The organism is Allobosea sp. P2_B12 (genome assembly GCF_056404835.1).
Map to the genome: position 1 here is coordinate 329,412 of NZ_JBFUDG010000006.1, position 13,924 is coordinate 343,335.

10 protein-coding genes are annotated in these 13,924 nt (G+C 67.1%); 2 read left to right on the forward strand and 8 right to left on the reverse strand.

What is annotated here, in order from left to right:
• Positions 1-37: 37 nt before the first annotated feature.
• On the forward strand, positions 38-2,476 hold the full coding sequence (locus AC1DYU_RS17050; protein WP_476792660.1) for a DNA translocase FtsK: 2,439 nt from the start codon (positions 38-40) through the stop codon (positions 2,474-2,476).
• A gap of 161 nt (positions 2,477-2,637) precedes the next feature.
• Here the strand turns inward: AC1DYU_RS17050 and AC1DYU_RS17055 are convergent, their stop codons facing one another.
• The 4 genes from AC1DYU_RS17055 to AC1DYU_RS17070 form a co-directional block, all read right to left on the reverse strand.
• Positions 2,638-3,339, reverse strand: coding sequence for an aspartate/glutamate racemase family protein (locus AC1DYU_RS17055; RefSeq protein ID WP_476792661.1), 702 nt, complete (start codon positions 3,337-3,339; stop codon positions 2,638-2,640).
• Positions 3,340-3,352: 13 nt separating this feature from the next.
• Positions 3,353-4,270: a 3-hydroxyacyl-CoA dehydrogenase family protein gene (locus AC1DYU_RS17060; protein WP_476792662.1), complete on the reverse strand. Its 918-nt coding sequence runs from the start codon at positions 4,268-4,270 to the stop codon at positions 3,353-3,355.
• Positions 4,271-4,296: 26 nt separating this feature from the next.
• Positions 4,297-5,271 (reverse strand): Bug family tripartite tricarboxylate transporter substrate binding protein, encoded by a 975-nt coding sequence (locus AC1DYU_RS17065; RefSeq protein ID WP_476792663.1) that lies wholly within the window; start codon positions 5,269-5,271, stop codon positions 4,297-4,299.
• 77 nt (positions 5,272-5,348) lie between these two features.
• Positions 5,349-7,070 (reverse strand): IlvD/Edd family dehydratase, encoded by a 1,722-nt coding sequence (locus AC1DYU_RS17070; protein WP_476792664.1) that lies wholly within the window; start codon positions 7,068-7,070, stop codon positions 5,349-5,351.
• Between the two features lie 64 nt (positions 7,071-7,134).
• Between AC1DYU_RS17070 and AC1DYU_RS17075 the strand changes: the two genes are divergently transcribed.
• On the forward strand, positions 7,135-7,839 hold the full coding sequence (locus AC1DYU_RS17075) for a GntR family transcriptional regulator (protein WP_476792665.1): 705 nt from the start codon (positions 7,135-7,137) through the stop codon (positions 7,837-7,839).
• 15 nt (positions 7,840-7,854) lie between these two features.
• Here the strand turns inward: AC1DYU_RS17075 and AC1DYU_RS17080 are convergent, their stop codons facing one another.
• The 4 genes from AC1DYU_RS17080 to AC1DYU_RS17095 all read right to left on the reverse strand — a co-directional run bounded on the left by AC1DYU_RS17080 (position 7,855) and on the right by AC1DYU_RS17095 (position 13,865).
• Entirely contained in the window at positions 7,855-9,492 is a 1,638-nt protein-coding gene (locus AC1DYU_RS17080; RefSeq protein ID WP_476792666.1) for a hydantoinase B/oxoprolinase family protein, read from the reverse strand.
• Positions 9,493-9,506: 14 nt separating this feature from the next.
• Positions 9,507-11,609: a hydantoinase/oxoprolinase family protein gene (locus AC1DYU_RS17085; RefSeq protein WP_476792667.1), complete on the reverse strand. Its 2,103-nt coding sequence runs from the start codon at positions 11,607-11,609 to the stop codon at positions 9,507-9,509.
• A gap of 86 nt (positions 11,610-11,695) precedes the next feature.
• The gene (locus tag AC1DYU_RS17090; protein ID WP_476792668.1) at positions 11,696-12,418 is read right to left on the reverse strand and encodes an endonuclease/exonuclease/phosphatase family protein; all 723 of its coding nucleotides are present in this window, start codon (positions 12,416-12,418) and stop codon (positions 11,696-11,698) included.
• 19 nt (positions 12,419-12,437) lie between these two features.
• The gene (locus AC1DYU_RS17095) at positions 12,438-13,865 is read right to left on the reverse strand and encodes a phospholipase D-like domain-containing protein (protein ID WP_158486304.1); all 1,428 of its coding nucleotides are present in this window, start codon (positions 13,863-13,865) and stop codon (positions 12,438-12,440) included.
• Between the last annotated feature and the right edge of the window lie 59 nt (positions 13,866-13,924).

The window sequence follows — 13,924 nt, forward strand, 5'->3', positions numbered from 1 at the left end:
GGACACTGGCCAACAGATTGCAGTGCTGTCCGAATCCATGCGTAAGCTCAGCGTACCCTTCCTCGTCGACGGTCCTGCAACGGGCGAGCCGGCAACGGCCCGGGATGGTCGATCCCTTGCCCCGGCCGAGGCTCTGTCGGCGCCGTCCTTTCCGCCCGATGTTCGCTTCGTCCGCACGCCCGACAAGGTTCGACAGGCCCAGATGGAAGCGCTGCGAAACGCGGCGGCCGCCCCCGTCGCATCCGAGCCCGTGCCGTCTCCAGCGTTGCCCTCACCGGGGAGCCGCGTCCGCTATGGCCGCACGCCCAACCATCTGCTGAAGCAGATCTGGGTCGCGCCGGACACGACCGATGCGCCGGCTCCGATCGCCCTGGCATCGGGCGAGCCAGAGGACGATTTCGCTCAGGAGACAGGAGAGGGCGCCTGGCCCGAGGCAAAGGCTGTCGATGTGGTCAGCGCGGTCGAACCCGCCGCCGAGACGCCTGCGACGCCGTTCGCCTTCCTGTCCGATTCCGCCTTTTGGGAGTTCGGGTCCCAGGCCGAACGAAGCGCGGCTGGGCCCGACGAACGCGACCTGCCGGGCGACGATGAAGTCTCTCCTTCGGTCAAGTCGCATGGTTTCGCGACGGCGATGCCCATGTCCATCCCGGTCTCGGTTCCCGTCACGACGATGCTGACTCAGCCGAGTTTTTCCTGGGCGCCGGCCTATCGCGTCGATCTGCGGCTCGCGGCGCCTCCTCGGCCCGACGCTGTCGCGCAGACGGCACGTCCGGTGTCGCAGCCGGTCGCGGTTGGCGCCGTACCGGCCGATGGTTCTGTCGCCAGAAGTGGCATCGATGTCACCCGACGAACCCGTCCGGAACTTGCTCCGAGACCGGAGAAGCCGCGCCGCCGCATTGCCGCGCCCGCCGCCGTCGTTACCGAACCGCAACTGCAGGCCGGGTTCGAGCTGCCTCCCATCACGATCCTCGCCGAGCCGGTGAAACAGGCCGATGCCGCGATCCCGGTCGATATCCTCCAGCAGAATGCCGGCGTCCTCGAAGGTGTTCTGGAAGACTTCAACGTCCGGGGCGAAATCGTCCAGGCTTGCCCCGGCCCTGTGGTGACGCTCTACGAGCTTGAGCCTGCGCCGGGCACGAAGTCCTCGCGCGTGATTTCGCTGGCCGACGACATCGCGCGGTCGATGAGCGCGATTTCGGCGCGCGTGGCGGTGATCCCCGGCAAGAACGCCATCGGCATCGAACTGCCCAATGCCCGCCGCGAGACGGTCTTCCTGCGCGAATTGCTGGCCAGCCAGGATTTCGAGAGCTCCAAGCACAAGCTCGCGCTGGGGCTGGGCAAGACCATCGGCGGCGAGCCGGTGATCGTCGATCTCGCCAAGATGCCGCATCTGCTCGTCGCCGGCACCACCGGCTCGGGCAAGTCGGTGGCGATCAACACCATGATCCTGTCGCTGCTCTACCGGCTGACCCCCGAGCAGTGCCGATTGATCATGGTTGATCCCAAGATGCTCGAGCTCTCCGTCTATGACGGCATTCCCCATCTGCTCACCCCTGTCGTCACCGACCCGAAGAAGGCGGTCGTGGCGCTCAAATGGGCGGTGCGCGAGATGGAGGAGCGCTACAAGAAGATGTCGAAGCTCTCGGTGCGCAACATCGACGGCTTCAATGCGCGCGTGGTCGAGGCCAAGGCTGCCGGCGAGGTCATCACGCGGACCGTCCAGACCGGCTTCGACCGGCATTCCGGCGAGGCGATCTATGAGGAAGAGGTCATGGACCTCGAGCCTCTTCCTTACATCGTCGTGATCGTCGACGAGATGGCCGACCTGATGATGGTCGCCGGCAAGGAGATCGAGGGCACGATCCAGCGCCTTGCCCAGATGGCGCGCGCGGCCGGCATCCATGTCGTGCTGGCGACGCAGCGTCCGTCCGTCGACGTCATCACCGGCACGATCAAGGCGAACTTCCCGACGCGGATCTCCTTCCAGGTCACCAGCAAGATCGACAGCCGCACGATTCTCGGCGAGATGGGCGCCGAGCAGCTGCTCGGCCAGGGCGACATGCTCTACATGGCCGGCGGCGGCCGCATCACCCGCGTGCACGGCCCCTTCGTCAGCGATGGCGAGGTCGAGAAGGTCGTGGCCCATCTCAAGACGCAAGGCCGGCCGCAATATCTCGAGGCGGTCACCTCCGAGGAGGAAGAGGCCGGAGCCGAGGGCGAGGACGGCGCCGTCTTCGACAAGACCGGCATGGGCCAGGCCGAGAGCGACGACCCTTACGACCAGGCGGTTGCGGTGGTGTTGCGCGACAAGAAGGCCTCGACCTCCTACATCCAGCGCCGCCTCCAGATCGGCTACAACCGCGCCGCCTCGATCATGGAGCGCATGGAGAACGAAGGCATCGTCGGACCCGCAAACCACGCCGGAAAACGCGACATCCTCGTCGAGACCGGACGAGCACGCGAAGACGAGGATTGAGGGGACGAGACGATGGGACTCGGAACCACGCGTCATCCTGGGCGACCGTAGGTCGTCCCGGGATCCATCATAAGGCAACGTCATCACCCTATGATGGATCCCGGAGCTACGCGGCTGCGCCGCTTGTCCAGGATGACGTAGCGTTTCCACACCATCATGTTCTATTGCGGAGAAGCAGAACCTTCTGTCAGCAAAGCGCGCTTCAGCCCTCTGATCGCCGCCTCCGGTGTCGTCACGACGCGCAGGCCCGTCGCAGCCTCGATCGCCGACTTGGCACGGGCGAGCGAGAACTGGCCGAGGATCAGCGTATCGATCCCCGTAAGGCGCGCCGCCGCCTCGGCCACCAGTCGGTCATGGGTCGCGCCGTCGCCCGCCTTCAGCGCAGCCAGCGCGCCGTCCACCACGATGCCGGTCACATCGACCGGCTTGCCCGCCATCTCGGCGAGCTCCTGTGTCAGCGAAGGCAGGGAGGGTGCGAAGGTCACGATCAGGCCGATTCGTCCGCCGAGCGCCAGCGCCTCGGCAAAGGCCGACTCGTTGGGGCGAAGCACCGGGATCGGCAAGCCACGCTTGACCGCGTCGATCGCCGGTCCGAAGGCCGAGCAGGTGAACAGGATCGCCTGCGCCGGCCCTTCCGTGCCTTCAGTCGCTGCCGCATAGCGTCCCAGCGTCAGGAAGCGCTTGGTCATCGCCTGGTCGAGGCTGCCGCGCGCGGCGAGATCGGTGGCCAGCGAAGTGTCGAGCAGGTCGAAGGCTTTCGCCTGCGGCCACTGCGCGGCGAAAGCCGCCCGCGCCGGCAGCACCGATTCTTCGAGCGCATGAATCAGCGCGATGCGCGGGGCAAGTTCGATCGGGTCAGTCATAGGCAAAACCTTGTCAGTCGCTGACGAGCCTGCGCGCCTTGAGCAGGGCGAGCAAGCCTTCGTCGCGGCGCGCTTCCAGTTCAGCGATCGAGCGGCCGGCGGCTTCTTCAGCAACGCCGGCGACGATCTTCGCCTGGACATCCGCGTCCAGCGACGGATTGCCGAGCGATTGCCAACGCCGGACCTGGCTCGGGCCGAGATGGGCGAGATAGCCGGCGATTCCGCCTTCGCCGCCGCCGAGATGATAGGTCATGTGCGGACCCATCAGGGCCCAGCGCAGGCCGGGCCCGTTGCACAAAGCCGCATCGATGTCGGCGACGCTCGCCACGCCCTGTTCGACGAGATGGACGGCCTCGCGATAGAGCGCCGAGGCAAGCCGGTTGGCGATATGGCCGGGCATCTCGCGGTTCAGCAACACGGGGCGCCGCCCGAGCGAACGATAGAAATCCGCCGCCCGCGCCACAACCTCGGTATCCACCCCGACGATCTCGACCAGCGGCACGAGATGCGGCGGGTTGAACGGATGCGCCACGATGATGCGCTCCGGCCTCGCGCAATCGGCGACGATGGCACTGCGGACCAGCGCCGAGGTCGAGCTGGCGATGATTGCGTCGGCGGGGAGAAGTGCGTCGATCTCGGCGAGAAGCCCGCGCTTCACCGCCTCGTTCTCCGGCCCGTTCTCCTGGACGAAACCGGCGCCATCCAGCGCGATCTCAAGGCTGCTGGAGAAGGACACGGCGCCATCCCCGGTCAGACCGAGTTCGGCCAGTTGCGCCCGCGCCCGTTCGACATGGGAGAGGAAGCGCGCCTCGGCTTCCGTGTTGGGATCATAGGCGCAGACGCTGACGCCATGCGCGCTGGCGAGCGCCGCCCAGCTGGCGCCGATCATGCCGGCGCCGACGATGGCGAGGCGCCTGACGGAGTTGGTCATCGCTGGCTCTGCGCTACGCGGCCTTTTCATTCCGGCTTCAGACCAGTGGCCTTGATCAGGTCGCTCCACTTCTTCATCTCGTTATCGATCAGGGTTGCGGCTTCGGCCGGCGTGCCCGGCTTGGGCGTGACGCCCTGGAGCTTCATCGCCTCGAGCGCCTTGGGGCTTTGCAGGGCCTTTCCGATCTCGGCATTGAGCTTGTCGATGATGGGCTGGGGCGTACCGGCGGGCGCCAGCACGCCGAACCAGGAGCCGATCTCAAAATCGGCGAGCCCTTGCGAAATCGCGGTTGTATAGGTCGGCATGAAGGGCGAGGGTTCGCGGCCGGTGGTGGCGAGCGCCTTCAGAGTGCCGGCATTGACGTGCTGCAAAACCGAGGGAATCGTGTCGAACATCACCTTGACCTGACCACCGATCATGTCGGTCATGGCCGGACCCGAGCCGCGATAGGGCACATGGCCGAGCTTGGTGCCGGCCTTGGCGTTGAACATCTCCCCGGCCAGATGCTGCGGCGATCCGTTGCCCGAAGAGGCGTAGTTGAACTCGTCGGGCTTGGCCTTGGCCAGCGCGATCAGTTCCGGAATCGTTTTGGCTTGGACGGATGGATGCACGACGAGCGCGAGGCCGACCGTGCCGGCGATGGTGACCGGCGAAAAGTCCTTCTTGAGGTCGAAGCCGGGTTTGGCCTGTAGCCCCATATTGATCGAATGGCTGGTGAGTGCGCCCATCAGCAGGAAGTAGCCATCCGCCGGGGCGCGGGCGACGGCTGCGGCTCCGACGCTGCCGGCCGCACCGGCACGGTTCTCGACCACGACGCGCTGCGGAAGTATCTGCGAGAGTTCCTCGGCGATGACGCGACCGATGATGTCGGTCGCGCCGCCCGGCGCATAGGGCACGAGGAGCGTGATCGGCTTGGTCGGGTAGGCCTGCGCCAAGGCAGGGCCGGCCAGCGCGAGCGAAAACGCGGCGAGCGCGCCCGTCAGGACAGAGCAATTGAGCATGGACGAAATTCCTCCGATGGGTTGGCGGGCCGGTTCATCCGGCCTCGACGGTTCAGGGGCCGCGCGCGGCAGCCTTGTCAGCAGAAGTCGAAGTCGCAGCCCTCATCGGCCTGCAGCACGGTCGTGAGATAGAGATGACGGTAGCCGCGCGAGGGTTCCGCCAGATGGGCCGGCGGCTGCCATTCGCCCTTGCGCCGCTCCAGTTCGGCATCCTCGACCAAGAGTGCGATCTCGCGCGCCTCGACATCGAGCCGGATCATGTCGCCATTGCGGACCAGCCCGAGCGGGCCCCCGACGGCCGATTCCGGCGTGATGTGCAGGACGATGGTGCCGAAGGCCGTGCCGCTCATCCGGGCATCGGAGATCCGGACCATGTCCTTGACGCCGGCCTGCGCCAGCTTCTTCGGGATCGGGATGTAGCCGGCCTCCGGCATGCCGGGCGCGCCGCGCGGGCCGGCGTTGGTCAGGACCAGCACGTCGTCCGCCTTCACGTCGAGATCGGCATCGTCCATGCGGTTGACCATGTCCTCGACCGAGCTGAAGACCACGGCGCGTCCGGTATGGCTCAGCAGGGCAGGGGAGGCGGCCGAATGCTTGATGACCGCGCCGCCCGGAGCGAGATTGCCGCGCAGAACCGCCATGCCGCCGGTCGGCTTCACCGGGCTCGCGGCGGTGCGGATGATCGTCTGGTTGGGGACGTCCTCGGCAGCGTCGGCGACCTCGCCGATGGTGCGGCCGTCGATGGTCGGGGCCGAGCGATCGAGATGGTCGCCGAGCTCCTTCATCAGCTTGGGCACGCCGCCGGCCCAGTGGAAATGCTCCATGTAATGGTCGCCGGAGGGCTTGAGGTCGATCAGCACCGGCACCTTGCGGCCGATCGCATCGAATTCCTCGAGATCGATCGAGAGCCCGGCACGGCGCGCGATTGCCGCCAGATGCACCAGCCCATTGGTCGAGCCGCCGATCGCCTGCAGCACGGTCAGCGCATTGCGGAAGGCGGTTTCGGTCAGCAATTCGCTGGGCTTCGGGCCCCCTTGTGCCAGCCGGACCGCCTCGCGTCCGCTCGCCTCGGCGGCGCGGATGCGGTCGGCATGGGTGGCGGGAATCGTGCCCGAGCCAGGCAGGGCGATGCCGAGCGCCTCGACGAGACAGCCCATCGTCGACGCCGTGCCCATCACCATGCAGGTGCCCTGCGTCGGCGCGAGGCGCCCGCTCAGAACCTCGATCTCGGCCTCGTCGATCTGGCCGGCGCGATGCTGCCCCCAGAGCCGGCGGCAATCGGTGCAGGCGCCCAGCACCTCGCCCTTGTGATGGCCGACCAGCATCGGGCCGGTGATCAGCTGGATCGCGGGGACATCGGCTGAAACGGCGCCCATGAGCTGGGCCGGCACGGTCTTGTCGCAGCCGCCGATCAGGACGACGGAATCGCAGGGCTGCGCCCGGATCATCTCCTCGGTGTCGATCGCCATGAGGTTGCGAAGGAACATCGAGGTCGGGTTGGCGAAGGATTCGTGGATGGAGATCGTCGGGAACTCCATCGGCAGTCCGCCTGCCAGCATCACGCCGCGCTTCACCGCCTCGATCAGCCGGGGCACATTGCCATGGCAGGGGTTGAAGTCGCTGAAGGTGTTGGTGATGCCGATGATCGGCCGGTCGAGCGCATCGTCGGAGAAGCCGGCGGCCTTGATGAAGGCCTTGCGCAGGAACAGCGAGAAGCCGGGGTCGCCATAGGTCGCGAGATTGCGGCGCATGCCGCGTGCTGCGGGCTTCAGGATTGAGGTATCGTCGGACGTGCTCATGGCGGGTAGGAATATGGCCGTCGACGGGATTGTCAACAATTATGTCGAAAGGTTATAAACTGGCATGATCGCGACAGTTTTGAAGGCCCAAACCGCCGAGCGCGTGCGCAGTGTCGCGGCGATGCTGGAGGAGGAGATCGTCCTCGGCTGGCTCCTGCCGCGCGAGCGATTGGTCGAGGAGGAACTGGCCGAACGCCTTGCCGTGAAGCGCCATGTGGTGCGCGAGGCGCTGGCCGATCTGGAACGGGTCGGGCTGGTCGAGCGCATTCCCAACCGCGGCGCGGTCGTCAAGCTGCTCGACCCGGTCGAGGTCAGGCAGATCTATTCGGTGCGCGAGGCGCTGGAGACGCTGGCCGCGCAGCAGATTCCCCTCCCGGCCTCGGCCACCGTCCTGGACGAGCTACGCGCCGTCCAGCAGCGCCATGCGGTTGCGGTCGAGAGCGCCGATGCCCGCGCGGCCTTCCGCGCCAATATGCAGTTCCACGAGACGCTATTTGGCGCCTGCGGTAATCCTCATCTCGTCGAGTTGATCCAAGGGCTGGCGCAGAAGGTCCATGGCGCGCGCTCGATCACCGCCGCGAGCCCCGAGCATCTGCGGCTCGCCCGCGACGAGCACGCCGCGATGGTCGACGCGCTCGCAGCCGGCGACCGCGACCGCCTCGTCGCGCTCTGCCGCCAGCATCTCGGGCCATCGCGGGACGCCTATATCGCCGCGATCGAAGCCCGTTTCGCCCGGCCGGGAGCGGTTATCGCCGCGCCGCGCGGGTAACGCAGCTTGCGCGGCTCAGGTCGCATTGACATAGCCGAAGGCAACATCGCGTTCGGCCGCGGCCGCCTCGCGCTCCTCGGGCCTGCCGTAGCCGCCGCCGCCCGGCAGTTGTAGCACCAGCCGCCGGCCGGCCGGCACATGCTGGCGTCCCTTGGCCGACAATGCGGTGCCGTCATCGAGCGAGACCGAACCCGGCGCGCCGTCCTTACCGCCCTCGCGGCCGCGTGCGGGATGGGCGACGCGGTCGAACATCGCGTTGAAGTGGAATTCGTGCCCGGCCGTGGCGGCGATCTCGACGATCTGGCCGAGCCCCCCGCGTCGGAGCCCGGCGCCGCCCGACCCCTCGCGCAGTTCCTTGCGCCAGAAGATCACTGGACCGACATGCTCGGTCGCCTCGATCGACATGGTGTGCACGCCGCTCGGGAAGGCCGTCGCGCTGAGCCCGTCCAGCGTCGGCCGGGCGCCGCCGCCGCCGCTGTTGAACAGCAGCACCTCGGCGCGCTGGCCGCCATCCCTGGGCGCGTCCTTGCCGGTCAACGCACGGGCGCTGAGATGCAGGTTCCAGAGCGCGCCGGCGCCTTCCGCCGGAATCCTGCCCGGCAGCATCTTGTGCAGCGCGCCCATCACCGCATCGGGCACGAAATGCCCGAGCACATGGCGCACCGCCACGGGGGCCGGGTGCTTCGCGTTCAGGATGCAGCCGTCGGGCGCGGTGATCCGGAACGGCGACAGCGAGCCGGCATTGTTGGGAATATCGGGCGCGAGCGCGCATTTCAGGCCGTAGCAGGCATAGGCGACTGTATAGATCAGCGGCACGTTGATGCCCTTGGGGCTCGGTCCCGAGGTGCCGGAGAAATCGGTCAGGATGCCGCTTTCGTCGACCGTGACGCGCACGGCGATCTCGACCGGGGCGCCATAGCCGTCGACGCGCATGACATTGTCGTAGACGCCATGCGGCAGCGCCGCGATGCGCTCGACGGTCGCCGTATGGCTGCGCTCGATGACGAAATCGGCCAGCGCCTCCAGATCGTCGATCCGGAATTCCTCCATCATGTCCATCAGGCGCTTGTGGCCGGTCTCGTTGCAGGCGGCGAGCGAGTAGATGTCGCCGATGACCTGGTTGGCCTCGCGGATGTTGTTGCGCAGGATGTTGACGAGGTCGCGGTTGACCGTGCCGCGCGTGGCGAACTTCATGATCGGGATGAAGATGCCCTCTTCATAGACCTCGTTGGCATCGGGACCGAAGCCGCGTCCGCCGACATCGACGACATGGGCCGTGCAGGCGAAATAGCCGATCAGCGCGCCCTTGCGGAAGGAGGGCGTCACCATGGTGATGTCGTGGAGGTGGCCGGTGCCCTTCCACGGATCGTTGGTGATGTAGACGTCGCCCTCGAAGATGTTCTCGGGTCCGATGTCGCGGATGAAATGGCCGACGGCCTCGGCCATGGCGTTGACGTGGCCGGGCGTGCCGGTGACCGCCTGCGCGATCATCAAACCGGCCTTGTTGAAGACACCCGCCGACAGGTCGCCGGATTCGCGCACGCTGGTCGAGAAGGCGGTGCGGATCAGCGTGATCGCCTGTTCCTCGACCACGGAGATCAGGCGGTTCCACATGATCTGCATGCGGACATCGGACAATGCTGTCTGTGCCATGGTCTTGATCCCGCTCAGCTTTGCTTGCGCCGCAGCAGCAGGCAGCCATCGGCCTGCATCACGGCTTCGCGCCCGGATGTGACGATCGTGGTGGTCTCGCGCTCGGTGACGATGGCGGGGCCTGCGACCCTGTCTCCAGGCTGCATCCCGGCGCGTGCGACGATCGCCGCCGCGACGAAAGCACCGTCATGGGCCTCGAAGAGCGGGCGCCTACCGGAGGCGGGCATGTCGCGGCCGCCGGCAACCCTGGCTACGGCCTGAGCTGGCGGAACCGGCGAACTCGCTCGCAGCGACCAGCTCACGATCTCGACGTCGAGTCCGTCGATCAGCCGGTCGAAGAGCGCAACATAGGCCTCGTCGAAAAGCGTACGGAAGACCGCGCCGCCATCCGCACCATAGTCGCGGATCTCGATCGCGACAGGGATCTCCCAGCCCTGGCCGACATAGCGCATATAGGCGACGCATTCGAGGATCGGCGTCACGTCAGGCGCTCCGGCATGGACGAAGCCCGACGCCTCCTGTGCCAGCTCGCCGAGCACGGCATTGACCTTGCCGGCGTCGAAGCGACTGAGCCGGAGATAGGCGCTGCGCACCGACTCGAAGCCGAAGGGCGCGCGCAGGAACCCGATCGCCGAGCCGACGCCGGCGCCGGGCGGCACCAGCAGATGGTCGATGCCGAGCTTGTCGCAGAGCCGCGCGGCATGCAGCGGCGCAGCGCCGCCAAAGGCGATCATGGTGAAGCCGGAGAGCTCCTTGCCGTTCTCGACCGCATGCATGCGGGCGGCATTGGTCATGTTCTCGTCGACGATCTCGCAGAGGCCGAAGGCGGCCGTCGTCTCGTCGACGCCGAGCTTCTCGCCGAGCGCGCTGTGCATTGCCTGCCGCGAAGCCTCGGTCGCGAGCCTGATCGTGCCGCCGGCGAAATCGTCGGGATCGAGCTTGCCGAGCAGCAGATCGGCATCGGTCACGGTCGGCCTGTCGCCGCCGCGGCCATAGCAGGCCGGGCCGGGCTCGGAGCCGGCGCTGTGCGGCCCGACGCGGATCTGCCGCATCGCATCGATGGTGGCGATCGAGCCGCCGCCGGCACCGATCTCCACCATCTCGATCACCGGGATCGAGATCGGCATGCCCGAGCCCTTCTTGAAGCGATAGGTCCGCGCGACCTCGAATGTCTTGGCCGTCTTGGGTACCTGCTTCTCGATCAGGCAGATCTTCGCCGTGGTCCCGCCCATGTCGTAGGACAGCACCTGGTCGAGCCCGTGCCCGGCGGCGATATGGGCGGCGAAGATCGCCCCGCCCGCCGGACCGGATTCGAGCAGGCGTACGGGGAACTCGGCGGCGCTCTCGACGCTGATGATGCCGCCGCCCGAATGCATCATGAAGACCGGACAGGTCGCTCCGACGCCGGCCAGGCGTTCGACCAGCCGGTTCAGGTATGAGGCCATCAGCGGCTTCACATAGGCATTGGCGCAGACGGTGTTAAAACGCTGGAACTCGCGCATCTGCGGCGAGACCTCCGACGAGATTGAGACCGACAGGCCTGGCGCGCGCGCCAGCAGCGCCTCGCGCATCAGCCGCTCATGCGCGCCGTTGAGATAGGCATGCATGAAGCCGATCGCGACGCTCTCGTAGCTGCCCGCGACGATACGCTCGGCCAGCTCCTCGATGTCGCTTTGTGACGGCGCCTTGAGCACGCTGCCATCGGCGCCGATGCGCTCGTCCAGCACATGGCGATGGTTGCGCTCGACCAAGGGCGGCGGCAGCACGATGTCGAGGTCGTATTGCTCGAACCGGTTCTCGGTCCGCATCTCGATGACGTCGCGGAAGCCCTTCGTGGTGATGAAGGTGGTGCGCGCGCCCTTGCGCTCGATCAGCGCATTGGTCGCCAGCGTCGTGCCGTGGATGATGATGTCGATCTCGCTCGGCGAGACGCCGGCGATCCCGGCCACCTGCAGCACGCCGTCGATGATCGCCTGCTCGGGATTGGCATAGGTGGTCAGGAGCTTGGTCGAATGCAGCTGCGTGCCGGTTTCCATGTCTCCGACTTCCATGACGATGTCGGTGAAGGTGCCTCCGATATCGACCCCGACCCTGATCGGCTGCCCGTTGCGGCTCATCGTCTGACATCTCCGGAAGAATGCTTTGAGGCCCCGAGTTCAGGGCGCCTGGCAGTGGGCTAGGGCAAGTGGGCTGGGGGCAGCGGTCAGGCTGCACTTTCCAGGCCGAGCTGGCAGCCCGCGATGTCGACGTGGGCCGTCAGGGGCAGGTGGTCCGATGCCTTTCGCGCCAGCGCGGAGTCATGCACGCACAGCTCGGAGATCAGCCCGTCCGGCCAGGCCAGGATGCGGTCCAGCGGCAGCATCGGGCGGCGCGATGGGAAGCTGGCCGGCGGCCTCATATTGGCGAAGTGCGGTGCCAGCACATCGAGCGCCGACCTGCGGCTGCGCCGCCATTCGTTGAAATCGCCGAGCAGGATCGTCGGCATCGGCGCGAGTTCGAGGAAGGCGTGCAGCAGCGCGGTGGCCTGGTCGATCCGCGAGCGGCGCAACAGGCCGAGATGGGCGGCGATGACGCGGAACCTGCCTTCGCCGAGGTCGAGTTCGGCGACGACCGCGCCGCGCGGCTCGATCCCCGGCAGCTTCAGGCGGAAGCGCCGGTAGGACAATGGCTCGCCGCGCACGAGCAGCGCATTGCCGTGCCAGCCATGCCCGTCGACGACATCGGACTGGACGAGCAGGTGCAGCCCGGTCTCGCGCAGGATGGCGGCAGGATCGAGCAGGCCGGTGCGCTGGCCGAAGCGGCGATCGACCTCCTGCAGCGCCACCAGATCGGCGCCGATCTCGGCGAGGACGGAGACGATCCGGTCGGGCCGGACGCGCCGGTCGGTGCCGCGGCATTTGTGGATGTTGTAGGATGCGACCTTCACGCGACCTCGCTCGTCGATATCAAAGATAGGGCATCAGCAGCCGGGCCGCCGCATCACGAATTTTCACGATCGGCCAGCGCGCGTCGATCTGTTCCAGCGTGACGGCATCGCCGCGCTTGCCGTCGATGATGCCGTTAAGCCGTTTGGCCAGTTCCTGATCATAGAACTCCATGGTGATTTCGAAGTTCAGCCGCAGGCTGCGTGCATCCCAGTTCGCGCTGCCGATCAGGCTCCATGATTCGTCGACCGTTGCCAGCTTCGAATGGTCGAAGGGCTGTGGTGAGCGCCAGACATGGCAGCCGACCTTGAGCAGCGGCCGGATATGCGCCTGCATCGCCCAACCCATCAGGCGATGGTTGTTGACGGCCGGGATGACGACATGGACCGCGACGCCCCGCAGCGCCGCAAGCTGGAGCGCGGTCAGCACCTGCTCGTCGGGCAGAAAGTAAGGCGTCGCGATCCGAATCGACGCCGAGGCGGAGTTGATCGCCGACAGCAGGACGAGCATGAGCTGATCGACGCTCTGGTCGGGGCCTGACGAGATCACCCGCGCCGGCGCATCGCCCTCGCGATGTTCGGCCGGAAACCAGGACGGGCCTTCCAGAGTCTCGGATGTCGAGAAGGCCCAGTCGTCCTGGAAGCTCTCGGCGACCTGCTTCACGACCGGGCCTTCGATCATGAAGTGAATGTCGCGCACGCGGTCTCTCGGGATCGTCGCGCGCAGATTGTCGGCACCGATGTTGAGCCCGCCGAGGAACGCCGTCTCGCCGTCGATGAGGAGGATCTTCTTGTGCAGCCGCAGATCGAGCAGCGGCATCTTCCACGGCAGCAGGGAGTGCAGATAGCGGGCGGTGGGAACACCCTCCAGCCGCAGCCGGTGATAGGCCCGCGAGAACAGGAAGCCGCCGCCGAACCCGTCGATCAGCACCCGCACGGCGACGCCGCGGCGATGGGCGCGAACGAGCGCGTCGATAAAGCGAAGCCCGACCTCGTCCGTCCGGAAGATGAAGGTCGAGAGCGCGACACTGGTCTGGGCGCCGTCGATCGCGGCCAGCATGCGTGGATAGGCCTCGTCGCCGCAATCCAGCACCGCCGCCACCTTGCCCGATGCGATGCCGGAGCGGATGATCCGGCCGACGGCGGTCTGAAGGCTGCCGGCCGGTTCACCGGCGGTGGCGCCAGGTTGACCCGGGAAGCCGCCACCGCCGGCGACGCCGCGCAGGCGTATCGCGCGGCGCTTCACCCGGTTGATCCCGAAGCCGAAATAGAGGATCGGCCCGAAGAACGGCGAGAGCCAGGCCAGCCCGATCCAGCCGATCGCGGCCGGCACGTCGCGTTTGCGGATCAGGGCGTGGATCGTCACCGTGCCGGCAGTGACGATGTGCAGCGTCGTCAGCAGCAGCGGGCCATGATCGGCAAGGCTCATGAGCGGCGCGGTGAGGTCCATGAGGGTTCGGACTTACAATGAAGCACGGCGCTTTGACATCCGGCAAAGTCGGCCTTTAG

Bases quoted from the DNA above. Each gene is read 5' to 3' on its own strand.
- AC1DYU_RS17065 (WP_476792663.1), bottom strand. From the start codon at position 5,271: ATGCTCAATTGCTCTGTCCTGACGGGCGCGCTCGCCGCGTTTTCGCTC.
- AC1DYU_RS17085 (WP_476792667.1), bottom strand. From the start codon at position 11,609: ATGAGCCGCAACGGGCAGCCGATCAGGGTCGGGGTCGATATCGGAGGC.
- AC1DYU_RS17050 (WP_476792660.1), top strand. From the start codon at position 38: ATGCGTAAGCTCAGCGTACCCTTCCTCGTCGACGGTCCTGCAACGGGC.
- AC1DYU_RS17075 (WP_476792665.1), top strand. From the start codon at position 7,135: ATGATCGCGACAGTTTTGAAGGCCCAAACCGCCGAGCGCGTGCGCAGT.
- AC1DYU_RS17070 (WP_476792664.1), bottom strand. From the start codon at position 7,070: ATGAGCACGTCCGACGATACCTCAATCCTGAAGCCCGCAGCACGCGGC.
- AC1DYU_RS17095 (WP_158486304.1), bottom strand. From the start codon at position 13,865: ATGGACCTCACCGCGCCGCTCATGAGCCTTGCCGATCATGGCCCGCTG.
- AC1DYU_RS17060 (WP_476792662.1), bottom strand. From the start codon at position 4,270: ATGACCAACTCCGTCAGGCGCCTCGCCATCGTCGGCGCCGGCATGATC.
- AC1DYU_RS17055 (WP_476792661.1), bottom strand. From the start codon at position 3,339: ATGACTGACCCGATCGAACTTGCCCCGCGCATCGCGCTGATTCATGCG.
- AC1DYU_RS17080 (WP_476792666.1), bottom strand. From the start codon at position 9,492: ATGGCACAGACAGCATTGTCCGATGTCCGCATGCAGATCATGTGGAAC.